This window comes from Streptomyces sp. NPDC023527 (assembly GCF_055560115.1).
In genome coordinates, this window is sequence record NZ_JBVHJJ010000002.1 from 236,060 (window position 1) to 259,147 (window position 23,088).

Genomic DNA, 23,088 nt, shown 5'->3' on the forward strand with positions numbered 1-23,088 from the left:
TCTCACGTTCAAAGGTACCGGCGGCGGGCGGACACCTGCCGTTCGTACTCCTCCCGGGCCCTGCGGGCCGCCGGGCGGGTCGCGGTCGCGGCGACAGGCACATCCCACCACGCCTGCGCGGGGGGCGCGCCCGGCACTGTGTCGGCTGTTTCGGTCTCCACATGGACACATGTGGGGCGGTCGGAGGCGCGCGCCTCGGCCAGCGCGTCCCGCAGCTCGCCGACGGTGCGCGGGCTCAGCACGTCCATGCCCAGGGAGGCGGCGTTGGCGGCGAGATCCACCGGCAGCGGCCCGCCGGTGTACGTGCCGTCGGCGGCCCGGAAGCGGTAGGCGGTGCCGAAGCGTTCGCCGCCGACGCCCTCTGAGAGGCCGCCGATGGAGGCGTAACCGTGGTTCTGGACCAGGACCACCTTGATGGCGATGCCCTCCTGCACGGCCGTGACCAGCTCGGTCGGCATCATCAGATACGTGCCGTCGCCGACGAGCGCCCACACCGGCCGGTCGGGCGCGGCCAGCCGCACCCCGATCGCGGCGGGGATCTCGTAACCCATGCAGGAATACCCGTATTCGAGGTGGTACTGGCGGCGGGAGCGGGCCCGCCAGAGCTTGTGCAGGTCGCCGGGGAGCGAGCCGGCCGCGTTGACGATCACGTCCTCGTCGCCGACGACGGAGTCCAGCGCGCCGAGTACCTGCGCCTGGGTGGGCCGCGCCCCGGCGTCCTGCCAGGCGTACGCGCGCCGGACGGCCTCCTCCCACCGCGCCTTCCCGGCCGCGTACTCGCTCTCGTACGCCTCCTGGACGCGGTGGCCGGCCAGCGCTCCGGTCAGCGCCTCCAGGCCGGCGCGGGCGTCGGCGACGACCGCGAGGCCGGCCATCTTGTGGGCGTCGGCGGCGGCGATGTTGAGGTTGACGAAGCGCACGTCCGGGTCCGCGAAGAGGGTGCCGGAGGCGGTGGTGAAGTCGCTGTAGCGGGTGCCGACGCCCAGGACCAGATCGGCGGCGCGGGCGAGCGCGTCGGCGACGGCGGTGCCGGTGTGGCCGATGCCGCCGACGTCCGCCGGGTGGTCGTGGCGCAGCGAACCCTTGCCGGCCTGCGTGGAGGCGACGGGGATGCCGGTGGCCTCCACCAGCGCCCGCAGCGCGTCCTCCGCGCCGCTGTGCACCACGCCCCCGCCGGCGACGATCAGCGGGCGCCGGGCGGCCCGCAGCGCCGCCGCGGCCTCCGCGAGGACGTCGGGCGCCGGCGCGGGGCGGCGTACGTGCCAGACGCGGTCGGCCAGGAACTCCTCCGGCCAGTCGTACGCCTCGGCCTGGACGTCCTGCGGCAGGGCGAGGGTGACGGCGCCGGTCTCGGCGGGGTCGGCCAGGACGCGCATGGCCTGGAGTGCGGCGGGGATCAGCGCCTCCGGCCGGACGATCCGGTCGAAGTACCGGGAGACCGGGCGCAGGCAGTCGTTGACGGAGATGTCACCGGCGCCGGGGTGTTCGAGCTGCTGGAGCACGGGGTCGGCGGGGCGGGTGGCGAAGGTGTCGCCGGGCAGCAGCAGGACCGGCAGCCGGTTGATCGTGGCGAGGGCGGCGCCGGTGACGAGGTTGGTGGCGCCCGGCCCGATGGAGGTGGTGACCGCGTGCGCGGCGAGCCGGTCGCGCTGGCGGGCGTAGCCCACGGCGGCGTGGACCATGGCCTGTTCGTTGCGGCCCTGGAGATACGGCAGGTCGTCCCCGGACTCCAGCAGCGCCTGGCCCACGCCGGCGACGTTGCCGTGGCCGAAGATCCCCCAGCACGCGGTGACCAGCCGCTGCCGCCGCCCGTCGCGCTCGGTGTACTGATGGGAGAGGAACTCCACCAGGGCCTGGGCGACCGTGAGCCGCCGGGTCGGGGTCCGGGTCGCGGTCATCGGGCGTCTCCGGGGACGGGGAAGCGGGGCAGCCGGGGGTCGACGGGCTGCTCGGGCCAGGTGGCGCGGATCCAGGCGTGGTCGGGATGGTCGCGAATGAGCCACTCGCGCTCGGCGCCGGGTCCGGCCATCACATTGAGGTAGTACATGTCGTGGCCGGGCGTGGCCATGGACGGGCCGTGCCAGCCGTCGGGGATCAGCACGGCGTCGCCGGTACGGACCTCCGCGAGGACGTCGGTGCCGCCGGGCCGGGACGGTGAGACCCGCTGATAACCCAGCCCCGCCTCGCCGTCGATCTCGAAGTAGTAGATCTCCTCCAGCTGCGACTCCTCGCCGGGCCGCCGCTCGTCGTGCTTGTGCGGCGGGTAGGAGGACCAGTTGCCGCCGGGGGTGAGGACCTCGACGGCGATCAGCCGGTCGCAGTCGAAGACGCCCGCCGCCGCGAAGTTGTTGACCTGGCGCGAGCAGTTGCCCGTGCCGCGCAGCTCGACGGGGACGCCGGACGCGGGCCCGTAACGGGCGGGCAGGCGGCGCTCGCAGCGCGCGCCGGTGAGCGCGAACCGACCGCCCGCGCGGGTGCGGATCGTGACCTGGGAGTCGCGCGGTACGTACGCGAAGTCGGTGACGCCCGTGAACACGCCCTCGCGGCCGTGCAGTTCGAAGGGCTGCCCGTCCGTGGTGACCGTGCAGCCGCCGGTCAGCGGCAGCACGATCCACTCGCTGTCGCCCGCGGTGAAGGTGTGCGTGGACCCGGGCGCGAGGGTCAGCACGCGCAGCGAGGAGTAGTCCCAGCCGGCCTGCTCGGGGCCGATGTCCAGGCTGTACGGGCCGCCGTCGGCAGCGCTGCCGACGGGGAGGTGGTGAGCGGAAGTCATGCGGTTTCTCGTCTCTCCTGACGCCGTATGGGACACAAGCGTCACAGCAGTCCTACGGCCGTGTCGACGGCGCCCGCGACGTCCCCGTCGGCCGGATAGAGCAACGAACGGCCGACGACGAGCCCTTGGACGGTCGGCAGGCGCAGCGCCGTGCGCCACTTCTCGTACGCGGCGTCCTGGCCGGCCGGGCCGTCGGCGACATCGCCGCCCAGCAGCACCGCCGGGAGCGTGGAGGTCTCCATCACCCGGGCCATGTCGGCGGGATCCTCGGTGACCGGCACCTTGAGCCAGGTGTATGCGGAGGTGCCGGCGAGCCCGGAGGCGATGGCGATGGACGTGGTGACGGCGTCGGCGCCCAGGTCGTTGACGACCTTGCCGGCCACGCGCCGGGACAGGAACGGCTCGACGAAGACGGGCAGCCGCCGGGCGGCCATCTCGTCGATGACGCGGGCGGCGGAGTGCAGCGTCGTGAGCGAGCCGGGGTCGTCGTGGTCGACGCGCAGCAGGAGCTTGCCGGCGTCGAAGCGGAGGGCCGTCAGGTCCTGGGGGCGGTGGCCGGTGAACCGGTCGTCCATCTCATAGGCGGCGCCGACGAGTCCGCCGCGGTTCATCGACCCGATGACGACCTTGTCCTCCAGGGCGCCGAGCAGCAGCAGGTCGTCGAGGATGTCGGCGGAACCGAGCACGCCGTCGACGCCGGGCCGGGAGAGCGCGAGGCACAACCGCTCCAGCAGGTCGGTGCGGTTGGCCATGGCGAGGGGCCGGCCCCCGGCGGAGAGGGCACCGCGCGCGGCATGGTCGGCGGCAATGATCATCAACCGCCCGCGTTCCCCGACGAACGTCCGCCGAACCCGCCGCGCGGCCGCCTCCGCCACCGCCTCGGGCCGCCGGGCGCGCGTCCGCGCGAGGTCCTCGATGCGCACTGCTGTCATGAGCGCCGCCTTTTCCGCTGCGGGGTGCGCGTCCGCGCGAGGTCCTCGATCCGCATCACCGTCACGACCGCCGCCCTTCCCGTCGCCGAGCCCGGGCGGCCTGGGCTTTGGTGGGGCGGGGTTTGGCGGGGAGGGGGCGATCTTCCGCGGCGCGGGATTCGCTTGCGGCGGGCGGGCTGGCGGCGGATCGGTCTTCGGTGGTGGTGGGTCGGGTCACGGTGGTGGTGGCTGTGCCGGTGTCGGCGGGCCGGTCGCCGGCCGACCCGTCCTCGGCCGTACGGTCGCCGGCCGACCTGCCCTCGGCCGACCGGCCGTCCGCCGACCGGCCGCCACCCCCCGGGCCCGACCGGGGCGCGGGGGCTGCACCCCCCGCACCCGAGACCCCCGTGCCCATGGCGGCGGCCGAATCGACACCCCCGGCCGGACGGCCGAACCGCAACATCCCCTCCACCTCCGGAGGACCCGGCATCGCCGACGAGCAGGCGATCCGTGTAGCGACCAGCGCCCCCGCGGCATTGGCGTAGCGGATGGTCCGTTCCAGGTCCCAGCCGGCGAGCAGCCCGTGGCACAGCGCGCCGCCGAACGCGTCGCCCGCGCCGAGGCCGTTGAGGACCTCGACCTCCACCGGCGGTACCTCGACCGTCGTGCCGTCGCGGTGGACGGCCAGGACGCCCTCGGGGCCGCGCTTGACGACGGCGAGTTCGACCCCGGCGTCGAGCAGGGCCCACGCCGCGGCCTGTGGATCCCGCTCGCCCGTGGCGACCTCGCACTCGTCCACGTTGCCGACGGCGACCGTGGCGTGCGCGAGGGCCGCCGCGTAGTGCGGCCGGGCGGCCGCCATCGCGGCGGCGCCGGTGTCGCCCCCGGCGCCCGAGGCGCCGCCCTCGCCGCCCCAGAACAGCGGCCGCCAGTCCAGGTCGAAGACCGTCGTCCCGCGCTTGGCGCGGGCCGCGAGCGCGGCGAGCGTCGCCGACCGGCTGGGCTCCTCGCACAGGCCGGTCCCCGTCACCCAGAAGATCCGCGCGGCGCGCACCGCCTCCAGGTCCAGCTCGGCGGTGCGGATCTGGAGGTCGGGCGCCTTGGGCCGGCGGTAGAAGTAGAGCGGGAAGTCGTCGGGCGGGAAGATCTCACAGAAGGTGACCGGCGTGGGGTCGGTGGCGACGGGCGTCACCCACCGTTCGTCCACGCCGAAGTCGCGCAGCGCCTGCCGGACGTACTCGCCGAAGGGGTCGGCGCCCGTGCGGCTGATCAGCGCCGGGCGGCGGCCGAGCCGGGCCGCGGCGACCGCGACATTGGCCGCCGACCCGCCCAGGAACCTGCCGAAGGTCTCGACCCGCGCGAGCGGCACCCCGGCCCGGAGGGGGTAGAGGTCCACCCCGACCCGGCCCATCGTGATCAGGTCGTACGGTCCCGTCTCGCTCATGGGGTCAGGTCTAGCCGGGCCCGTACGACCGTGTCAAGGAATTGTCCTTACATATAGACGTACCTCGCCGGTGACTTGACGTTACGTCCGTATGTCCGGACGAAGCCTTGACACTCCTCCACCCCCCGGGGAAGCTACGGACAACCCGCCCCTCGCCCGAGGAGAGCCACCAGATGCCCGTCAGCCCCCCTCGCCCCTCGTCCGCGTCCCGCATCCGCGTCGGCTCCGCGCCGGACTCCTGGGGCGTCTGGTTCGCCGACGATCCGGCCCAGGTGCCCTGGCACCGCTTCCTGGACGAGGTCGCCGAGGCGGGCTACGAGTGGATCGAGCTCGGCCCGTACGGCTATCTCCCCACCGACCCCGCCCGGCTGCGCGAGGAGACCGGGCGGCGGGGGCTGAAGGTCTCCGCGGGCACGGTCTTCACCGCCCTGCACCGCGGCCCCGCCGTCTGGGACACCACCTGGGAGCACGTCTCCCGGGTCGCGGAGCTGACCCGGGACACGGGTGCCCGCCACCTCGTCGTCATCCCCTCCTTCTGGCGCGACGACAAGACCGCCGAGCCGATCGAGAGCCCGGAGCTGACGTCCGATCAGTGGCGCGCGCTCACCACGGGCATGGAGCGGCTGGCCCGCCGGGTCCGCGACACCTACGGCCTCGGCATCGCCGTCCACCCGCACGCCGACACCCACATCGACACCGAGGCCCACGTCGAGCGCTTCCTCGACGCCACCGACTCCGCGCTGGTCGACCTCTGCCTGGACACCGGGCACTACGCCTACTGCGGCGGCGACAGCGTCGAGCTCATCAAGACCTACGGCGAGCGGATCGGCTACCTCCACCTCAAGCAGGTCGACCCGGAGGTCCTCGCGGACGTCCTCGCCAAGGGCACGCCGTTCGGCCCCGCGGTCCGCCAGGGCGTGATGTGCGAACCGCCGCGCGGCGTACCGGCGCTGGAGCCCGTGCTCGCGGCCGCCGCCGAGCTGGACGCCGACCTGTTCGCCATCGTGGAGCAGGACATGTACCCCTGCCCGCCGGACCGTCCGCTGCCCATCGCCCGGCGCACCCGGGGGTTCCTGCGCGGCTGCGGCCTCTGAGCGCGCCCGTCCGCGCACGTACGAAGGGGAGAACACGCACCATGACGCAGCACAACACGCTGGGCGTCGCCGTCATCGGCACCGGAAGAATGGGTTCCGATCACGTCCGGCGGATCGACGGGGTCATCAGCGGAGCGCGGGTGGCGGCGGTCGTCGACATCGACGGCGACCGCGCCGAGCGGACCGCCGGGGGCATCGAGGGCTGTACGGCCCACACCGACGCGGCCGCCGCCATGGCCGACCCCGGGGTGGACGCCGTCCTCATCGCCTCGCCCGGACCCGCACACGAGGCGGCGCTCCTGGAGGCGTTCGCGCGCGACCTGCCGGTGCTGTGCGAGAAGCCGCTCACGCCGGACGCCGAAGCGGCCCGGCGCGTCATGGAGGCCGAGCTCCGGCTCGGCAGGCGGCGCGTCCAGGTCGGCTTCATGCGCCGGTACGACGCGGAGTACCTCCGGCTCAAGGCGCTGCTCGACGGCGGCGGGATCGGGCGCCCGCTGATGCTGCACTGCCGGCACCGCAACGCCGGCACCCCGCCCGGTTTCACCGAGCCGATGATGATCAACGACTCGGTGGTGCACGAGATCGACGCCACCCGCTGGCTCCTGGACCAGGAGATCACCGCCGTCACCGTCCTCAAGCCCGCCCGCTCCGCGTCGGCGCCCGAGGGCCTGAGCGACCCCCAGCTCGTCCTGCTGGAGACCTCCGGCGGCGCGGTCGTCGACGTCGAGATCTTCGTCAACTGCGGCTTCGGCTACCAGGTGCAGTGCGAGGCCGTCGCCGAGCGCGGCACGGCCCGGCTCGGGGACGCGCACGGGCTGTACGTGAACGCCGCCGGCCGCTGGGGCGGTGAGATCGCGCAGGACTTCGTCGTGCGCTTCGAGGACGCCTACGACCGTCAGGTGCAGTGCTGGGTGGACGCCACCCGGCGCGGCGTCACCGAGGGCCCGAGCGTGTGGGACGGCTACGCGGCCGCCGCGGTGTGCGAGGCGGCGGTACGGGCCCAGGCCACGGGCGGACGCGTCCCGGTGGAGCGCGCCGAGCGGCCGGCGCTCTACGGGGGCTGAGATGAGGATCGGCCTGCTCGGCGCCGGGCGCATCGGCTCCTTCCACGCCGTGACCCTGACCCGTACGGAAGGCGTCGGCGAGCTGATGGTCGCGGACGCCGACCCGACCCGCGCGGCGGCGCTGGCGGAAACCGTCGGCGCGCGGGCCGCGCGCTCGGTGGACGACGTCCTCACCGGGACCGGCGTGGACGCCGTGGTCATCGCCACCGCGACCGCGGCCCACGCCGAGCTGATCGTCCGCGCCGCGCGCGGCGGGCTGCCCGCGTTCTGCGAGAAACCCGTCGCGCTCGACCTGCCGGGCACGATCGCCGCGCTGCGCGAGGTCGAGGCGGCGGGCACGGTGCTCCAGATCGGCTTCCAGCGGCGCTTCGACGCCGGGTATCTGGCGGCGCGGGAGGCGCTGCGCTCCGGTGCGCTGGGGCGGGTGCACACCATCCGGTGCGTGACCTCCGACGCCGCGCCGCCTCCGGCGGAGTTCCTGCCGCGATCGGGAGGGCTCGTCCGGGACTGCATGGTCCACGACTTCGACGCCGTCCGGTGGCTGACGGGACGTGAGGTGACCGAGGTGTACGCGCGGGGCTCCAGCGGCGGCGCGGCCTTCTTCCGGGCGGCGGGCGACGTGGACACCGCCGCCGCCCTCCTGACCCTCGACGACGGCACGCTCGTCACGGCCACCGCCACCCGCTGCAACGGCGCCGGCTACGACGTCCGTACGGAGCTCTCCGGCGAGCGCGACCAGTGGGTGGTCGGCCTGACCGGCCGCACGCCCACGACCTCGGCCGAGCCGGACGGCCCGGCGGCGCCCGAACGGCCGTGGTCGGGGTTCCTGGAGCGGTTCGAGGGGGCGTACCGCGCGGAGCTCGCGGCCTTCGTGCGCGTCGCGCGGGGGGTGGCGGAGAACCCCTGTCCCGGCGTGGAGGGCCTGCGTGCGCTGTGCGTCGCCGAGGCGTGCGAGGTCTCGCGGCGGGAGGGCCGGCCGGTGCGCGTCGCGGACATCGGCTGACATCGGCGGCGGGTTCGCTGTCTCCGCGTCATCTTCCTGTTACGAGCGTCACGTTCCCGTAGGCCGTGCGTCACAGGAGGACGACAGCCCCGCCTGCTTTGTCACTGTCCGTCGTTCCCCGGGCACAGGCTGAGTGATCGAGACGGCCGAGCCGCGGCTCCCCCGACGGATCCCCCTCCGTCGCCGCGGCCCGGCGGAGAGGCGCGAGAGATGACCGACCGTCGACTCTGGTCCTATAAGGAGATCGCGGCACACCTCGGTGTACAGACCGACACCGTCCGGACCTACCGCAAGCACGGACTGCTGCCCGCGCCCGACCTCACCGAGGCCGGGAAGCCCTACTGGTTCGCGGACACCGTCCGCGCCTGGGTGGCTCGACGCCCGGGCAACCGCTCACGGCGCGAGAACGGAAACTGACCCGCCCTTCCTCCCGGTTCGCCAGGGCCCCCGCCGACACCACGCCGGCGGGGGCCCTGGCGCGCGGGCCTCGCGCACGGGTCCTCGTACGTCACCGGAGGTGCGCCTTCCGGTTCGGTGCGGCCGAGATCGTAAGCTCGGGGCATGACCTGGTCGAGCGCGCTGCGGAAGTCCGTCCGGAGCGGCCTGACGGTCGAACGGACCACGCTGACGCCGCTCGTCGCGCTGCGCGGCACCTGCGGCGTCGCGATCGTCATCGGGCTGATGCTGTGGCTCGGGACGCCGAAGCTGGCGGTGTCGTCCGCGTTCGGCGCGTTCGCCTCGGGGCTGGTGACCTTCCAGCGGACGTGGCGGCCGCGGCCGGTGCTGGCGCTCGCGGTGGCGGTGGGCCTGGCCATCAGTACGTTCCTCGGCTACGTCGCCGCCTTCGACCACGTCGTCTTCGCCGTACTGCTGGGCGTGTGGACGCTGCTGGCGGGCATGGCGTGGGCGGTCGGCCCGGTCTCGGGCCTGATCGCGACGCAGACCGTCGCCGTCATGCTGGTCACGGTCACCCTGCCGACCTCCGTCTCCGGGGCGCTGCACCACGCCGGACTGATCGCCTTCGGTGGGCTGGTGCAGGCCACGCTCATCGTCCTGCTGCCCATCCGCCCCTGGGGCGCCCAGCGCGACGCGCTCGCCGACGCCCTGGCCGCCGAGGCGGACTACGCGCGCCGGCTCCGCCACGACCCCGTCGCCCGCTTCGACCCGCAGCCCCTGATGGACGCCCGCGAGGCCGCCGAGCTGACCCCGCGCCAGGCCCGCAGCAGACCACGGCAGCTGGGCGGTCCGCGCGGCGTCGCCGAGCGGATCCGCCCGGTGCTCGCCTCGCTCGCCGACCCCGTGCTGGGCGCGCCCGCCGAGGGCCCCGAACGCGACCGGGCCCGTGACCTGCTGGCCGCCGCCGCGTCCGTCCTGGACTCCGTCGCGCGGGCCATCCGCTGGGGCAGGCCGGTGCGGCTCTCGCCCGACGCGGTGGCCGCGCTGGAGGTGCCCGAGTCCGGACCGGTCCTCAACGGCGCCGCACGCCGCTCCGCGCTGCGGCTCATCGCCCTGCTCGGCGACGCGGTCGACGCCACCGACGAACCCGTCCGTACGACGGGCCCGCAGCCGGACGGCCGCGAACACCGGCACCTGCTGCGGCCCTCGGTCCCCCGGCTCGTCCCCGTGGGCCTGCAGGCGGTGCGCCGCGAGGCGCGCTGGTCCTCGGCGATCGGACGGCACGCGGTACGGGTGTCGGTCGTGGCCCTGATCGGCTACGCCCTGGGCAGCGCGCTGCCGCTGGGACACGGCTACTGGGCGCCGCTGACCTCCGTGATGGTGATGCGGCCCGACTTCGGCCAGACGTACTCGCGCGGCGTCGGCCGCTTCGCCGGCACGGTCGTCGGAGTCCTCTTCGCCGGAGCGCTGATGGCGGCGTCCCACCCCGGCACGTACGTGTGCGCGGCGCTGGCGGTGCTGTGCATCGGTCTGATGTACCTGCTGATGGGCACGGGCTACAGCGTGGCCTCGGCCTGCATCGCCGCCTACGTCGTCTTCCTGCTCGGCATCGGGGGCGAGGGCTGGTCGCAGACCGTCCAGGCGCGCGTGGCGCTCACCCTGCTGGGCGGGCTGCTGGCGATGGCCGCGTACGCGCTCTTCCCCACCTGGGAGACGCCCCGGCTGCGCGACCGGCTCGCCGACTGGCTCACCGCCAACGGCCGCTACGCCCTGGCCGTGCTCGGCGCGTTCGCCGCGCCCGCCGACCGCAAGCCGCGCCGGGTGCGGGAGGCCCTGCTGGACTCGCGGGCGGCGCGTACGGCCTGGGACGACGCGGCCGCCCGCGCGCTGACCGAGCCCGTACGGCACCGCGGCATCTCCCGCACCGCCGAGCGGGCGGCGGAGGCGGCGCTCGCCACCATGGGCCGGGCGACGATGCTGATGGAGGCCCACCTTCCGGACCGGGAGGCCGAGCCGTCCAAGGGGGCGGGCGCGTTCGCCGACGCCCTCCAGGCGGCGCTGCCGGACGCCGCCGCGGCCGTACGCGAGCGGCGCGAGGTGGACTGGAGCGGACCCCGCGCGGCGCTCGACACCTGGCGGGAACAGGAAGGCGACACCGGGGTCGCATTGCGGGGGAGCGAGCTGCTGATGGACGCTCTGGAGGAGCTGGCGACGGCGCTGTCGCCGGGACCGGGCGGCCGCAACCGGGCGGCGCGCAGGCCGTGAGCCCGTCGGACCGTCAGGGCGTGAACAGCCTCTCCAGGTGCGCGTCCAGCATCCGCAGCGCCTCCTCGGCCGGCCAGACCTCCAACAGGCTGTAGCTGGCGAGCCCGTCGATCAGGGCGATCAGCAGCGCGGCCTCCGTGTCCGGGTCGCGGTCGGCGGCGACCTCACCGCGGTCGACGCCCTCGCGGATCCGGCCGGCGAAGAACTCCCGCAGCGCCGGGACGCCCTCCTTGGCGTGGCCGCGCAGCCGTTCGTCGTGGACGGCCCGGACGAAATAGGCGATCTGGACGAGATGGCCGGTGCGGCTCTTCTCGTCCAGCGGGAGCATCTCCTTGATCGACTCCCGGAGCACGTCGCGGGGGGCGGGCGTGCCGGAGAGCGTGCGCAGACGCTCGCCGACGCGCCGCGCGGCGAGGTCGCTGATGTGGCCGAGGGCGAAGACGAGCATCTCGTCCTTGCTGGAGAAGTAGTGCTGGAGCTGGCCCAGCGAGATCCCCGCCTCGGCCGCGACATCGCGCAGGCTCGCCCCGTCGAGCCCCCGCGCGCAGGCGATCCGCCACAGCGCCTCGGCGATCCGCCTGCGGCGCTCCTCATGGTCCACGCGCTTGGGCACGCCGTCGCCTCCACTTTCGTAAGTCATCTGTATTGCTATAGCTTGACCTCTGCCAGTACAACTGACTTGGAAAGAATAGGTGCAGCGATGGCCGCACACCGGAACCACCCGCGCGTCAGGCTCCGGCCGCCGCGCAACGCCGTCGACCCGCGCGCCCGCCGCTGGTGGACCGTCCAGGCCCTGGTCACCGTCAGCGGACCGATGCTGCTCACGGCGCTCGCGCTGGGCGTGCTGTCCCTGCTCTTCTTCCCCGGCGCGCTGCCCTGGCTCGCGCCCCTCCTCCTCGTCACCCTCGTCCTGCCCGCCGCCGGCTACCTCTTGGCCATGCCCCGCCTGCGCCTCCGCGTCCACGCCTGGGAGCTGGGGGAGGGCGCGGTCTACGCGGCCTCCGGCTGGTACTGGCAGAAGCGCCGCATCGCCCCGCTCTCCCGCGTCCAGACCGTCGACACCACCCGCGGCCCGCTCCAGCAGGCGTTCGGGCTGGCCACGGTCACCGTCACCACCGCCTCCACGGCCGGCGCCGTGAAGATGGCGGGCCTGTCCGACGCCGACGCCCGGCAGCTGGCCGAACGCATCACCGACGCCGCCCGCCTCGCCCCCGGTGACGCCTCATGAGCACGCCCTGGCGCACCCTCGACCCCCGCACCCTGGCCGTCCACTGCGCCTGGGCGGCCGCCCCGCTCGGCTCGCTCGCCCTCACCGCGCTCGCCACCGGCGGCCGGCTCGACGCCCGGGCCCGGATCACCCTCGCCGTCATCGCGGTGGTCTTCACCTCCATCGCCACGGCCGGAATGATCACCTGGCGGCGCACCCGCTACCGCGTCACCGCCGACTCCTTCGAGCTGCGCACCGGCCTGTTCACCCGCCGCGTCCGCGCGATCCCCCTGCGCCGTGTCCGCAACGTCGACCTCACCGCCAACCCCGCCCATCGCCTCCTCGGCCTCGCCGTCCTGCGCGCCGGCACCGGCGGCCACGGCGCCGAACTCACCCTGGACGCCCTCGCCCGCCCCGAGGCGGTCCGGCTGCGGGCCGAACTCCTCGCCCGCGCCGGGGCCCGCGACGCCGGCAACCCGCTGCTCGCCACCGCCGACCCGCGCCGGCTGCGCTACGCGCCCCTGACCTTCTGGGTCTTCGGCGGCGTCCTCACCGCCGCCGGCGGGCTCTGGCGGGCGCTCGACGGCCTCGGCGTGCGGCCGTGGCGGATCGGCTTCGTGCGCGACGCCTTCGAGGAGTTCGGCGACAGCGCCCTCTGGCTCACCGTCCCCGCGGCGCTGCTCGCCGTCACCGCCCTCGGCACGGCCGGCGCGGTGGCGCTGTACGCCGAGAACTGGTGGTCGTACCGCCTGGAGTGGACCGACGCCACCACCCTGCGCGTCCGCCGCGGCCTGTTCACCACCCGCTCCGTCTCCATCGAACGCGCCCGCCTGTGCGGGGTGACCCTGCGCGAACCGCTCCTGCTGCGCGCCGGCGGCGGCGCGAGCGTACGGGCCGTCGCGGGCGGCCTCGGTGCCCGCGAGGAGAACCGCGGGCGCAGCGTCGTCCTGCCGCCCGCGCCGCGCGCCGAGGCGCTGCGGGTGTGCGAGGGCGTGCTCGGCGGGCCCGTGGAGGCCGACGGGCTGACCCCGCACCCGCGCGCCGCCCTCCGCCGACGGGTCGTGCGCGCCCTCACCTGGACGGTGCTGCCGCCGGCCGCGGCGCTCACGGTGCTGGGATGGCTGCTCACGCCCGTACTGCTGTACTGCGCGGCGGGCTACGCGCTGCTCGCGGCGCCGATCGCCTACGGGCTCGCGCGCGACGCCTGGCGCGGCCTCGGGCACGGCGTCCGGGGGCGGCACCTGATCGTGCGGTCCGGGACGTTCGGGCGGGAGACGACGGTCCTTGAGCGGAGGTCCGTCCAGGCGTGGACCTTCACCGAGACGCCGTTCTCCCGGCGGGCCGGACTGGTCACCGTGACGGCGGCCGTCGCGGCGGGCGAGGATGGATACCGCATACGGGACATGTCGGCGGCGGACGCGGCGCACTTCGCGGAAGCGGCGGCTCCGGGCATCGTGGCGGAGTTTCTGGATCGCTGAACCCGCGCTTAAACCTGTGTGCGAAAACTTCCGGATTTTTCTTCCCCGATTTCCGTTATCCCGCGTAGCCTCTCGCGTCTCCTATGTGTCGGACCGAACGGAATGAGGTGGGCGGGGCGTGAAGAGTGAGAGCGTGGCCGTGGTCGAGGCGGCGCGAGCCGGGGACCCGGCGGCACAGGACGAACTCGTCGCCGCATATCTGCCACTCGTCTACAACATCGTCGGACGGGCGCTGAACGGCAACCCGGACGTCGATGACGTCGTGCAGGAGAGCATGCTCCGAGTCATCAACGGCCTGGACGAACTGCGCGACCCCTCGCGCTTCCGGTCCTGGCTCGTCGCCATCACCACCAACCAGATACGAAGCCACTGGCGGGACCGCCCCGAGGCACCCGTCAGTGGCTTGCAGGAAGTCGCGGAAGTCCCCGACCCCCAGGCGGACTTCGTCGACCTGACCATCGTCAGGCTCGGCCTGCAGGGTCAGCGCAAGGAGGTCGCGGAGGCCACCCGCTGGCTCGACGAGGGCGAGCAGACCGTTCTGTCGCTGTGGTGGCTGGAGGCCGCCGGCGAGCTGACCCGCGCCGAGGTCGCCGCCGCGCTGGAACTCTCCCCCCAGCACACGGCCGTCCGCGTGCAGCGCACCAAGGAACAGCTGGACACGGCACGCGGCGTGGTACGCGCCCTCGCCACCACCCCGCGCTGCCGGGAACTCGCCGAACTCACCGCCCCCTGGGACGGTGTCCCCTCCGCCCTCTGGCGCAAGCGCATAGCCCGCCACGCCCGCGGCTGCGCCGCCTGCGGCGGTGCCTGGTCCGCGCTCGTACCCGCCGAGGGCCTGCTCGTGGGCCTCGGCCTGGTGCCCGTCGCGGGCGCGCTGCTCGGCTGGTGGGGCGGCGGGGCCGCGCCGCGCACCGAGCCGGTCGCCGCGAGCCACCGCGCGGACACCGGCGGATCGCACCGGGCCGGCCGCCGCCGGCGCCCCGTGAAGCGCGTCGCCGGCGCGGCCGCCGCACTGGCCGTCCTCACCGGCGGCGTCCTGGGCGGCCTGCACTTCTTCTCCGGCTCCCCGGACAGCGAGGACCGGCCCGTCAAGGCCGGTGAGGAACTGCCGAGCCGGGTCAAGGCGCTGGACGCCGGCAGCTCCCCGCTGCCGAGCTCCTCGCCGTCGCCCTCGGCGAGCAGCAGCGCGAGCGCTTCGGCGAAGCCGAGCGCCTCCGCCTCCTCCTCCGCCTCGCCCGGACCGAGCCGCACCGCCGACTCCCCGGCCCCGAAGCCCGACACCACCACCGCCCGCCCCGCGCCCAAGGCCCCCCGCGCCCCGGCCGCCGGCAAGGGCGGCGGCTCGCTCGGCCAGCAGGTCACCAACCTCGTCAACGCCGAACGCGCCAAGGCCGGCTGCTCGCCCGTCACCGAGAACGGCACCCTGGACAGCGCCGCCCAGGGCCACTCCGACGACATGGCCGCCCGCGGCTTCTTCAACCACACCAACCCCGACGGCGCCGGCCCCGGCGAACGCATCACCGCCGCCGGCTACCGCTGGAGCACCTACGGCGAGAACATCGCCTACGGCCAGCAGGACGCCGCCGCGGTCATGGACTCCTGGATGAAGAGCGACGGCCACCGCAAGAACATCCTCAACTGCTCGTTCAAGGAGATAGGCGTAGGCGTCAACCACTCCCCGGGCGGCCCCCGCTGGACCCAGGTCTTCGGGGCGCGGTGAGCGGGCCGCCGAGAAGACCGGGGCCACAGGCCGGTGGCAGCCTCAGCCGGCCCACGCCACCCGCGTGATCACCACGAGACGAAGGCGCTCCGCGGCGAGGAACATCGGGAACCCGCGTCCACCGAAGATGTCCAAGGACCGCAGGCCACCGCCGTGGAGCGCGCCTTCCCCCGCGTGGGCGGCGTCCTGGCCGAGCACCGCCAGCTGCTCGGCCAGACGCTCGACCTCCGCTACGACGGCCGACGGCAGTCCGCCCACCATGTGATCACTGTCCGGGTCGTGGTCCCAGGTCCACGCGTCGCTCACGGAGAGACCTCGCGCCGCGCCTCGTCCATGATCCATCGGATCTCGGCGAGCGCGGGCCGCAGCACTTCGCGGTCGGTCGCGGCCTCGGCGGCGGCTTCCAGCTCACGCAACCGGGCGGCACGGGCGGGGTGGCGTTGGACGGCCACGAATTCGCCCCACCGCTGGAGAAACGTGCGCAGTGGGCTGATCGTGCTCTGCGCCGCGGCCTGTTCCACCGCCCGGTCCAGATGCTCGACGAACGCCGGCAGGTGGGCGGGGGCGATCTGCGCCACCGCTGCCCGGAGTGCCGCCGGGGTGAGCGCCGGCATGGGGATCAGCGGCCCGTCGGGGCTGGTGTGCTGCTCGGTCACCGAGGCAACTCCTGAGCGGCTGTGGTGCGAGGTGCTGCTGTCGAGCCTACGCGCACGGCCGATTCGACGACGCTACCTCCCCCGCGGCCCGTCCGGCGGTCCGCGCGGGACGGGACCCTGCGTCAGCCGCGTTTCCGGCCCTTGAGCGTCGCCCGGAGGTACTCGCGGTTCATCGTGGCTATGGACTGGAGGGGGATGCCCTTCGGGCAGGCGACGGCGCATTCGCCGGTGTTGGTGCAGCCGCCGAAGCCCTGGTCGTCCATCGTCGTGACCATGTCCAGGACGCGGGACTCCCGTTCGGGGGCGCCCTGGGGCAGGACGTTCAGGTGGACGACCTTCGCCGAGGTGAAGAGCATCGCCGAGCCGTTGGGGCAGGCGGCCACGCAGGCGCCGCAGCCGATGCACTCGGCGTGCTCGAAGGCCAGGTCGGCCACCGGCTTGGGCACGGGCGTCGCGTGGGCCTCGGGCGCGGCGCCGGTCGGGACCGAGACGTAGCCGCCCGCGCCGATGATCCGGTCGAAGGCCGAGCGGTCCACGACCAGGTCCTTCACCACCGGGAACGCGGCCGCCCGCCACGGCTCCACGTCGATCGTGTCGCCGTCGGAGAAGTGCCGCATGTGCAGCTGACAGGTGGTGGTCCGCTCGGGGCCGTGCGCCCGGCCGTTGATGACCATGCCGCACGCGCCGCAGATGCCCTCGCGGCAGTCGTGGTCGAAGGCGACGGGCTGATCACCGCTGAGGATCAGCTCCTCGTTGAGGTGGTCGAGCATCTCCAGGAACGACATGTCGGGGGAGATGCCGCTGACCTCGTACGTGGTCATGGAACCCGCGGATTCGGGTCCGGACTGGCGCCAGATGCGCAGGGTGAGGTTCACGCGTAGCTCCGCTGGGTGGGGTGGACGTACTCGAAACGCAGGTCTTCCTTGTGCAGGACGGGCGCCATGCCCGGCCCCGTGAACTCCCAGGCGGCCGCGTACGAGAACTCCTCGTCCTTACGGGCCGCCTCGCCCTCCGGCGTCCGGCTCTCCTCCCGGAAGTGCCCCCCGCACGACTCCGTGCGGTGCAGCGCGTCCAGGCACATCAGCTCGGCGAGCTCCAGGTGATCGACGAGCCGGTTCGCCTTCTCCAGCGACTGGTTGAGCTCCTGGCCCGTACCCGGCACCTTGATCCGCCGCCAGAACTCCTCCCGCAGCGACGGTATGCGGTCCAGCGCCTTGCGCAGGCCCGAGTCCGTACGGGACATCCCGCACTCGTCCCACAGCAGCTCTCCCAGCTCGCGGTGGAAGGAGTCGGGGGTGCGGTCGCCGTCGTTGGCCAGCAGCCGGTCCAGCCGGGCGGTCACCGAGGAGACGGCCTCGGTGACCGCGGGGTGGGAGGGGTCGACGGGCTCGTGGGTGCGGCGGGCGAGGTAGTCGTTGATGGTGGACGGCAGCACGAAATAGCCGTCGGCCAGCCCCTGCATCAACGCGGAGGCACCGAGCCGGTTGGCGCCGTGGTCGGAGAAGTTGGCCTCCCCGATCGCGAACAGGCCCGGCACCGTGGTCTGGAGGTCGTAGTCCACCCACAGACCGCCCATGGTGTAGTGGATCGCCGGATAGATCCGCATCGGCACCTCGTACGGATCCTCCGCGGTGATCCGCTCGTACATCTCGAAGAGATTGCCGTACTTCTCCTCCACCGCCGCGCGCCCCAACCGGGCGATGGCGTCGGCGAAGTCGAGATAGACGCCCTGGCCGCCGGGGCCGACACCGCGCCCCTCGTCGCAGACGTTCTTCGCGGCCCGGGAGGCGATGTCGCGCGGCACGAGATTGCCGAAGGCGGGGTAGGCGCGCTCCAGGTAGTAGTCGCGCTCGTCCTCGGGTATCCGGGCGGGCGGCCGGGTGTCGCCCGGGGCCTTCGGCACCCAGATGCGGCCGTCGTTGCGGAGCGATTCGCTCATCAGCGTCAGCTTCGACTGGTGGTCGCCGGAGCGCGGGATGCAGGTGGGGTGGATCTGGGTGAAGCAGGGGTTCGCGAAGTAGGCGCCGCGGCGGTGGGCCCGCCAGATGGCGGTGGCGTTGGAGTTCTTGGCGTTCGTCGACAGATAGAAGACATTGCCGTAACCGCCGGAGGCGAGCACCACCGCATCGGCGAAGTGCGTACTGACCCGCCCGGTGATCAGATCCCGCGCCACGATGCCGCGCGCCCGTCCGTCGACGACGATCAGGTCGAGCATCTCGGTGCGCGCGTGCATCGCGACACGGCCGGCGGCGATCTGCCGGCTCAGCGCCTGGTACGCGCCCAGCAGCAACTGCTGTCCCGTCTGGCCCCGCGCGTAGAAGGTCCGCGACACCTGCACCCCGCCGAAGGAACGGGTGTCGAGCAGCCCACCGTACTCGCGGGCGAACGGCACGCCCTGGGCCACGCACTGGTCGATGATCTCCACCGAGATCTGGGCCAGCCGGTGGACATTGGACTCGCGGGCGCGGAAGTCGCCGCCCTTGACGGTGTCGTAGAAGAGGCGGTGGATGGAGTCGCCGTCGTTGCGGTAGTTCTTCACCGCGTTGATGCCGCCCTGCGCGGCGATCGAATGGGCGCGGCGCGGCGAGTCCTGGTAGCAGAACTGCACGACGCGATAGCCCTGTTCGGCCAGCGTCGCCCCGGCCGCACCACCCGCCAGGCCCGTACCGACGACGATGACGGTCTGCTTGCGGCGGTTGGCGGGGTTGACCAGCTTCGCCTCGAAGCGGCGGCGGTCCCAGCGCTCGGCGATCGGACCGTCGGGAGCCTTGCCATCGGCGACGGGCGCGCCGATACCGTAGCGCTGGTACTCGGACAGGTGGTTCATCTCAGCTCACGACTCCAGTCATGACACCCACGGGCACGGCGATGAAGCCGCAGGTCAGCAGCAGTGCCAGGCCATTGGCCAGCACCTTGAGCACCCGGTCGCGGCGCGGGGAGTTCGCGCCCAGGGTCTGCGCGGCGCTCCAGAAGCCATGCCGGAGGTGCAGGCCCAGGGCGAGCATCGCGACGATGTAGAAGGCGGTGACGGGCGGCCGGTCGAAAGACGCCACGAGGTTCTCGTACGGGCGCCCCTGCCGGCCGTCGGGGTTCACGGTCAGCGTGGTCAGGTCGAGGATGTGCCAGACGATGAACAGCGCGAGGATCACCCCGCCCCAGCGCATCGTCCGGGTGGCGTAGCTCGCCCGCTGCCGCTTGCGCTCGTACTTCTCCGGCCGGGCGGCGCGGTCGAGTCGACTCAGCTGGTACGCGGCCACGCCGTGCAGCACCACCGCCGCCGACAGGCCGATCCGCGCGATCCACAGGAACCACTCGTGATGCAGGAATGGCTCGCCGATGGTGCGGATCCAGTGGCCGTAGTGGTTGAACTCCCCGGCCCCGAAGAAGACCTTCAGATTGCCCATCATGTGGGCGACCAGGTACGCCAGCATGATCAGGCCGGTGACCGCCATGACCGCCTTCTTGCCGACGGTCGACCGCCACACGGAGCCGATGAGGGACGGAGACCGTCCGGTGGAGCGGGGCCGCCCGGTGGAGCGGGGCCGCGCGGGTGAGTGAGGCTGTTCAGACTGTTCGGAGGACGGAGGGCGTTCCGTCCGGGTCGCCGGTGCCATGGGACCCGACGCTAGAACCGGTCGCCTCCATCCGTCCAAGACATGGTCGAGCTCGTTTCGATAGGCACTCCCTATATACGATGCCCGGTGTGCAGTTTCAGCAGCTCCGCTACTTCGCGACCCTCGCCGAGGTCCGCCACTTCACCCACGCGGCCGAGGCCCTGCACGTCGCCCAGCCGTCGCTGTCCCAGCAGATCCGCGCCCTCGAACGGGAACTGGGCGCCGAGCTCTTCCACCGCGCCCGGGGCAACATCACCCTCACCGACGCGGGTGAGGCCCTGCTGCCTCTCGCCCGCCAGATCCTCGCCGACACCGAGACCGCGCGCCGTGAGGTCGAGGAAGTCGTCCAGCTGCGGCGCGGCAGGGTCCGCCTGGGCGCCCCGCCCAGCCTGTGCGCGAGCCTGGTCCCCGACGTCCTGCGCACCTACCACGCCCGCTACCCGGGTATCGAGCTCGTCGTCGACGAGGGCGGTTCCCAGGACCTCGTCCGCACCCTCGCCGCCGGCGGTCTCGACCTCGCCCTGATCATCACGCCGCTCGCCGTCGGCGCCCCCGCCCTGTCCACCACCGAACTCCTCCGAGAAGACCTCGTCGTCGTCACCTCCCCTTCCACGCCTCCACCCACCCGGCGCCGCACCCTGCGGGTGGCGGAGCTGGCCGGCCTGCCGATGGTGATGTTCCGGCGCGGCTACGACCTCCGCGAGATCACCACCGCCGCCTGCCGGGCCGCCGGCTTCGAACCGGTCTTCACCGTCGAGGGCGGCGAGATGGACGCCGTCCTCGGCTTCGTCCGCGCCGGCCTGGGCCTGGCCGTCGTCCCCGGCATGGTCGCCGCCCGCTCGGGCCTGCGCGTCACCCCCTTCGAGGGCACCCGCATGCGCCGCACGATCGCGGTGGCCCACCGCAAGGACGTCGCACCCCCACGTGCGGCGCGCGAGCTGAGAGGGGTGCTGCTGGAGCACTTGAGCGTGAGCGAGGAGGGCAGGACCCCCTCGGTCGAGCCGGGCGGGACCCCCTGAGCCGGGAGGGGCCCCCTGAGCCGAGTGGGGAGACCCTCCTGGGCTCTGTCCGCTCAGTTATCCGTCAGATCGGCGTTGACGATCGCCCGGAGCGCGGCGAGGTGCGCGCGGTACGCCGCCCGCCCCTCCTTCGTCAGGCGCAGCCACACCCGCTGGCGCGTGTCCCGCACGGCGCGCCGCTGCTCGACATAGCCGACGTCGCACAGGACCGTGACATGCTTGCTGAGCACGGACGGGCTCACCCCCAGCGTCTCGCGGACCGTGGAGAACTCGATCTCCTCGACGGCATCGAGCGCGGCGCAGATCCGTAGGCGGTTCGGCGCGTGGATCGTCTCGTTGAAGCCGTCTTCGGGAGCGGTCACGGTGCGGGTATGCCCTTCGTGCGGCAGTGGCGGTCGATAACCAGGATGCCCCCTCCGACCAGCAACCCCGCCGGTACCCATATCCACGGCATGCCGGCGTGACTGTCCAGATACGACGCGGTGCAGTAGGCGCCGAGACCGATGACGGCGCAGGCGAGCATCCCCCACTTCGTGCGCCGGGTGACGCGGTGCCGGACGCCGCTGGACCGCGCCTGAATGACGATGAAGGTGATCATGCCCGCGTAGACCACGGCCGTGGCGATGAGATCCAGCGGTTCGGGCAGCAGATTCGACAGATACACCCCGGCCAGGAGGACGGAGAGCGCGGCCGAATACCCGAAACCGGGCGTGATCGATCCGACCGCGGCCTTGGTCTCCTGAGCCATCGCCAGGGAGTGGGCGGCGCTCTCCCGGGACGGCATGAGCGGTCCGGACGACCGCGAATGCGTGTCTGTTTCCATGACGGAAATTGAAGCAGACTGTTTCCGGAACGGCAACAGTGGATTTTCCGCTGTGGAAAACGTGTGGAAAGCGGGTGGAAACCGCAGGTCAGCCAGGCTCGGCGGCCGGGCGTGGCTGCGGCTTCCTCACACCCACGACCTCTTCCTCACGCCTGCGACCTCTTCCTCGCGCCCGCGACCCGCCCCTCACCCCCACAAACCCCGCCCCAGCGCCACCCCCGCGTAGGCCGCCGCCAGCCCGGCCGCCACGCTCGCGACCGCGTTGGCTCCCGCGTAGAAGCGGGAACCCTCCTCGGCGAGGCGGAGCGTCTCGTACGAGAACGTCGAATACGTCGTCAGGGCCCCGCACAGGCCCGTACCGAGGAGGAGTCGCAGATCGTGCGGCGCCCCGCCGGTGAGGAGGCCGAGGACGAGGCAGCCCACGACGTTCACGGTGAAGGTGCCCCACGGGAAGACCGAGTCGTGGCGGGTCTGCACGGCGCGGTCGGTGAGATAGCGCAGGGGAGCGCCCACCATGGCACCGCCGATGACGAGGAGCCAGTTCACGCCGCGGGCCCCCCGGCACCGCCGTCACCCGGCCCGGTACCGCCGCCGCCCGGCCCGCGCCCGCCCGGCCCGCCGCCGGACCGTCCGCGCACGACCTCGACCTTCTCGACGGTGACGAGCCGCTCCGCGCCCACCACCTCGCCGAGCGCCGGCAGGAAGGCCCGTACGCGCTCCTCGGCGTCCACGATCACCACCGCCACCGGAAGGTCCTCGCTCAGCGACAGCAGCCGCGCGGTGTGGACGACCGAGGAGGCGCCGAACCCCTCGATGCCCCGGAAGACGCTCGCGCCGGCCAGCCCCGCGGCATGGGCGCGGTGCACGACCTCGGTGTAGAGGGGCCGGTGGTGCCAGGTGTCGGTCTCGTTCAGGAAGACCGTCAGCCGCAGTGCGGCGCCGTCGCCGTTCGCTGTCATCGCGCTCTCCTCGCCAGCAGCCGCCTGGTCCCGGTCGCCGCCGCCCACACCGCCGCCATCGCGGCGAGCAGCGTGCCCGCGAGGTAGGCGGCGGCGGTCGTGACGCGGCCGTCCTCGGCCAGGCGCTGGATGTCCACCGCGTAGGTGGAGAAGGTGGTGAAGCCGCCGAGCACCCCCGTGCCCAGGAAGGGGCGCAGCAGCCGACGCGGCGCGGCGAGGTCGGCGATCACCACGAGCAGGACGCCGATCAGCGCGCATCCGACCGTGTTGACCAGGAACGTCGTCCAAGGGAAGGCGCCGTTCGCGGTCGGCCACAGCAGCCCGGCGCCGTAACGGGCGGCGGCGCCCACGCCACCACCCAGCGACACGGCACAGACCACGGGCCCCTGCCCGCGCGCCGCGGGCCGTCCGCGGGTGAGTCCCCGCACCGGCGCGCTGTCCGTCACCGCCCGTGACGACGGGCTCATCTCCGCCTCCTGCTCGCAGGCGCCCCTCGCGGAGGCGCGGTCGTGCGCAAGGAGGGACCGTTGGCGGCGTCGGTGCCGCGGCTCGGGTATGGCGGGCCCCACCACCGCGCGGCGGCCGGCCCGGCCGCCGATTCCGGTGCCGACCGGCACGGCCACCACCGGAATCCAGGCTACCGCCCGTGCCGGAGGCCGCAC

Annotated in this window: 23 protein-coding genes and 1 pseudogene; 9 read left to right on the forward strand and 15 right to left on the reverse strand. The window is 73.6% G+C overall.

The features are described from left to right. Positions 1-8 precede the first annotated feature (8 nt). The 4 genes and pseudogenes from iolD to iolC form a co-directional block, all read right to left on the reverse strand. Positions 9-1,898 carry a 3D-(3,5/4)-trihydroxycyclohexane-1,2-dione acylhydrolase (decyclizing) gene (gene iolD, locus ACZ303_RS04585; protein ID WP_467334985.1) on the reverse strand — a complete coding sequence of 630 codons (1,890 nt, stop codon included), beginning with the start codon at positions 1,896-1,898 and terminating at the stop codon, positions 9-11. Continuing rightward, positions 1,895-2,773 (reverse strand): 5-deoxy-glucuronate isomerase, encoded by an 879-nt coding sequence (iolB, locus tag ACZ303_RS04590; protein ID WP_467334987.1) that lies wholly within the window; start codon positions 2,771-2,773, stop codon positions 1,895-1,897. The genes iolD and iolB overlap by 4 nt, the downstream gene beginning before the upstream one ends. A 41-nt stretch (positions 2,774-2,814) precedes the next feature. After that, positions 2,815-3,705, reverse strand: coding sequence for a Cgl0159 family (beta/alpha)8-fold protein (locus ACZ303_RS04595; RefSeq protein WP_467334989.1), 891 nt, complete (start codon positions 3,703-3,705; stop codon positions 2,815-2,817). 436 nt (positions 3,706-4,141) lie between these two features. Then, a pseudogene (iolC, locus tag ACZ303_RS04600) lies at positions 4,142-5,128 on the reverse strand (5-dehydro-2-deoxygluconokinase); the annotation flags it as partial. A 173-nt stretch (positions 5,129-5,301) separates the two neighbouring features. Between iolC and ACZ303_RS04605 the strand changes: the two are divergent. The 5 genes from ACZ303_RS04605 (at position 5,302) to ACZ303_RS04625 (ending at position 10,950) form a co-directional block, all read left to right on the forward strand. Continuing rightward, positions 5,302-6,222: a sugar phosphate isomerase/epimerase family protein gene (locus tag ACZ303_RS04605; RefSeq protein ID WP_467334990.1), complete on the forward strand. Its 921-nt coding sequence runs from the start codon at positions 5,302-5,304 to the stop codon at positions 6,220-6,222. 41 nt (positions 6,223-6,263) lie between these two features. Further along, entirely contained in the window at positions 6,264-7,286 is a 1,023-nt protein-coding gene (locus ACZ303_RS04610; RefSeq protein WP_467334991.1) for a Gfo/Idh/MocA family protein, read from the forward strand. Position 7,287: 1 nt separating this feature from the next. Further along, entirely contained in the window at positions 7,288-8,289 is a 1,002-nt protein-coding gene (locus ACZ303_RS04615) for a Gfo/Idh/MocA family protein (protein ID WP_467334992.1), read from the forward strand. A 210-nt stretch (positions 8,290-8,499) separates the two neighbouring features. After that, complete coding sequence (locus tag ACZ303_RS04620; RefSeq protein ID WP_467334994.1) at positions 8,500-8,706, forward strand: helix-turn-helix transcriptional regulator; 207 nt, start codon at positions 8,500-8,502, stop codon at positions 8,704-8,706. A gap of 144 nt (positions 8,707-8,850) precedes the next feature. Further along, entirely contained in the window at positions 8,851-10,950 is a 2,100-nt protein-coding gene (locus ACZ303_RS04625) for an FUSC family protein (protein ID WP_467334996.1), read from the forward strand. A 13-nt stretch (positions 10,951-10,963) separates the two neighbouring features. Here the strand turns inward: ACZ303_RS04625 and ACZ303_RS04630 are convergent, their stop codons facing one another. Beyond that, on the reverse strand, positions 10,964-11,590 hold the full coding sequence (locus ACZ303_RS04630) for a TetR/AcrR family transcriptional regulator (protein ID WP_467334998.1): 627 nt from the start codon (positions 11,588-11,590) through the stop codon (positions 10,964-10,966). A 60-nt stretch (positions 11,591-11,650) separates the two neighbouring features. Here ACZ303_RS04630 and ACZ303_RS04635 point away from each other — a divergent pair, with 60 nt between their 5' ends. The 3 genes from ACZ303_RS04635 to ACZ303_RS04645 all read left to right on the forward strand — a co-directional run bounded on the left by ACZ303_RS04635 (position 11,651) and on the right by ACZ303_RS04645 (position 15,355). Further along, positions 11,651-12,178, forward strand: a complete 528-nt coding sequence (locus ACZ303_RS04635; RefSeq protein ID WP_467335000.1) for a PH domain-containing protein — start codon at positions 11,651-11,653, stop codon at positions 12,176-12,178. Then, on the forward strand, positions 12,175-13,635 hold the full coding sequence (locus tag ACZ303_RS04640) for a PH domain-containing protein (RefSeq protein WP_467335002.1): 1,461 nt from the start codon (positions 12,175-12,177) through the stop codon (positions 13,633-13,635). Before ACZ303_RS04635 ends, ACZ303_RS04640 begins: the two co-directional genes overlap by 4 nt. 118 nt (positions 13,636-13,753) lie before the next feature. After that, positions 13,754-15,355 (forward strand): sigma-70 family RNA polymerase sigma factor, encoded by a 1,602-nt coding sequence (locus ACZ303_RS04645; protein ID WP_467335004.1) that lies wholly within the window; start codon positions 13,754-13,756, stop codon positions 15,353-15,355. Positions 15,356-15,397: 42 nt separating this feature from the next. Here ACZ303_RS04645 and ACZ303_RS04650 read toward each other — a convergent pair whose 3' ends face one another. The 5 genes from ACZ303_RS04650 to ACZ303_RS04670 form a co-directional block, all read right to left on the reverse strand. Next, the gene (locus ACZ303_RS04650; protein ID WP_467335006.1) at positions 15,398-15,661 is read right to left on the reverse strand and encodes a hypothetical protein; all 264 of its coding nucleotides are present in this window, start codon (positions 15,659-15,661) and stop codon (positions 15,398-15,400) included. Further along, positions 15,658-16,011: a DUF6247 family protein gene (locus ACZ303_RS04655; protein ID WP_467335008.1), complete on the reverse strand. Its 354-nt coding sequence runs from the start codon at positions 16,009-16,011 to the stop codon at positions 15,658-15,660. The genes ACZ303_RS04650 and ACZ303_RS04655 overlap by 4 nt, the downstream gene beginning before the upstream one ends. A gap of 122 nt (positions 16,012-16,133) precedes the next feature. Next, complete coding sequence (locus ACZ303_RS04660) at positions 16,134-16,886, reverse strand: succinate dehydrogenase/fumarate reductase iron-sulfur subunit (RefSeq protein ID WP_467335010.1); 753 nt, start codon at positions 16,884-16,886, stop codon at positions 16,134-16,136. Next, positions 16,883-18,838, reverse strand: a complete 1,956-nt coding sequence (locus tag ACZ303_RS04665; RefSeq protein WP_467335012.1) for a fumarate reductase/succinate dehydrogenase flavoprotein subunit — start codon at positions 18,836-18,838, stop codon at positions 16,883-16,885. The genes ACZ303_RS04660 and ACZ303_RS04665 overlap by 4 nt, the downstream gene beginning before the upstream one ends. 1 nt (position 18,839) lies before the next feature. Then, positions 18,840-19,463: a succinate dehydrogenase cytochrome b subunit gene (locus tag ACZ303_RS04670; RefSeq protein WP_467335791.1), complete on the reverse strand. Its 624-nt coding sequence runs from the start codon at positions 19,461-19,463 to the stop codon at positions 18,840-18,842. Positions 19,464-19,714: 251 nt separating this feature from the next. On the opposite strand from ACZ303_RS04670, the gene ACZ303_RS04675 reads away from it, so the two are divergent. Continuing rightward, positions 19,715-20,644, forward strand: a complete 930-nt coding sequence (locus ACZ303_RS04675; RefSeq protein WP_467335013.1) for a LysR family transcriptional regulator — start codon at positions 19,715-19,717, stop codon at positions 20,642-20,644. A gap of 53 nt (positions 20,645-20,697) precedes the next feature. On the opposite strand, the gene ACZ303_RS04680 is transcribed toward ACZ303_RS04675, so the two are convergent. The 5 genes from ACZ303_RS04680 to ACZ303_RS04700 all read right to left on the reverse strand — a co-directional run bounded on the left by ACZ303_RS04680 (position 20,698) and on the right by ACZ303_RS04700 (position 22,893). After that, positions 20,698-21,006 carry a transcriptional regulator gene (locus ACZ303_RS04680; RefSeq protein ID WP_467335015.1) on the reverse strand — a complete coding sequence of 103 codons (309 nt, stop codon included), beginning with the start codon at positions 21,004-21,006 and terminating at the stop codon, positions 20,698-20,700. After that, positions 21,003-21,467, reverse strand: coding sequence for a hypothetical protein (locus ACZ303_RS04685; protein WP_467335017.1), 465 nt, complete (start codon positions 21,465-21,467; stop codon positions 21,003-21,005). The genes ACZ303_RS04680 and ACZ303_RS04685 overlap by 4 nt, the downstream gene beginning before the upstream one ends. A gap of 186 nt (positions 21,468-21,653) precedes the next feature. Beyond that, on the reverse strand, positions 21,654-22,013 hold the full coding sequence (crcB, locus tag ACZ303_RS04690) for a fluoride efflux transporter CrcB (RefSeq protein ID WP_467335019.1): 360 nt from the start codon (positions 22,011-22,013) through the stop codon (positions 21,654-21,656). Continuing rightward, the gene (locus ACZ303_RS04695) at positions 22,010-22,426 is read right to left on the reverse strand and encodes a DUF190 domain-containing protein (RefSeq protein WP_467335021.1); all 417 of its coding nucleotides are present in this window, start codon (positions 22,424-22,426) and stop codon (positions 22,010-22,012) included. The genes crcB and ACZ303_RS04695 overlap by 4 nt, the downstream gene beginning before the upstream one ends. Next, on the reverse strand, positions 22,423-22,893 hold the full coding sequence (locus tag ACZ303_RS04700) for a fluoride efflux transporter FluC (RefSeq protein ID WP_467335023.1): 471 nt from the start codon (positions 22,891-22,893) through the stop codon (positions 22,423-22,425). The genes ACZ303_RS04695 and ACZ303_RS04700 overlap by 4 nt, the downstream gene beginning before the upstream one ends. Positions 22,894-23,088 lie beyond the last annotated feature (195 nt).

Coding starts and splice junctions, on each gene's coding strand:
- iolD (WP_467334985.1), bottom strand. CDS start 1,898: ATGACCGCGACCCGGACCCCGACCCGGCGGCTCACGGTCGCCCAGGCC.
- iolB (WP_467334987.1), bottom strand. CDS start 2,773: ATGACTTCCGCTCACCACCTCCCCGTCGGCAGCGCTGCCGACGGCGGC.
- ACZ303_RS04595 (WP_467334989.1), bottom strand. CDS start 3,705: ATGACAGCAGTGCGCATCGAGGACCTCGCGCGGACGCGCGCCCGGCGG.
- ACZ303_RS04605 (WP_467334990.1), top strand. CDS start 5,302: ATGCCCGTCAGCCCCCCTCGCCCCTCGTCCGCGTCCCGCATCCGCGTC.
- ACZ303_RS04610 (WP_467334991.1), top strand. CDS start 6,264: ATGACGCAGCACAACACGCTGGGCGTCGCCGTCATCGGCACCGGAAGA.
- ACZ303_RS04615 (WP_467334992.1), top strand. CDS start 7,288: ATGAGGATCGGCCTGCTCGGCGCCGGGCGCATCGGCTCCTTCCACGCC.
- ACZ303_RS04620 (WP_467334994.1), top strand. CDS start 8,500: ATGACCGACCGTCGACTCTGGTCCTATAAGGAGATCGCGGCACACCTC.
- ACZ303_RS04625 (WP_467334996.1), top strand. CDS start 8,851: ATGACCTGGTCGAGCGCGCTGCGGAAGTCCGTCCGGAGCGGCCTGACG.
- ACZ303_RS04630 (WP_467334998.1), bottom strand. CDS start 11,590: ATGACTTACGAAAGTGGAGGCGACGGCGTGCCCAAGCGCGTGGACCAT.
- ACZ303_RS04635 (WP_467335000.1), top strand. CDS start 11,651: ATGGCCGCACACCGGAACCACCCGCGCGTCAGGCTCCGGCCGCCGCGC.
- ACZ303_RS04640 (WP_467335002.1), top strand. CDS start 12,175: ATGAGCACGCCCTGGCGCACCCTCGACCCCCGCACCCTGGCCGTCCAC.
- ACZ303_RS04665 (WP_467335012.1), bottom strand. CDS start 18,838: ATGAACCACCTGTCCGAGTACCAGCGCTACGGTATCGGCGCGCCCGTC.
- ACZ303_RS04670 (WP_467335791.1), bottom strand. CDS start 19,463: ATGGCGGTCACCGGCCTGATCATGCTGGCGTACCTGGTCGCCCACATG.
- ACZ303_RS04685 (WP_467335017.1), bottom strand. CDS start 21,467: ATGGAAACAGACACGCATTCGCGGTCGTCCGGACCGCTCATGCCGTCC.
- ACZ303_RS04695 (WP_467335021.1), bottom strand. CDS start 22,426: ATGACAGCGAACGGCGACGGCGCCGCACTGCGGCTGACGGTCTTCCTG.
- ACZ303_RS04700 (WP_467335023.1), bottom strand. CDS start 22,893: ATGAGCCCGTCGTCACGGGCGGTGACGGACAGCGCGCCGGTGCGGGGA.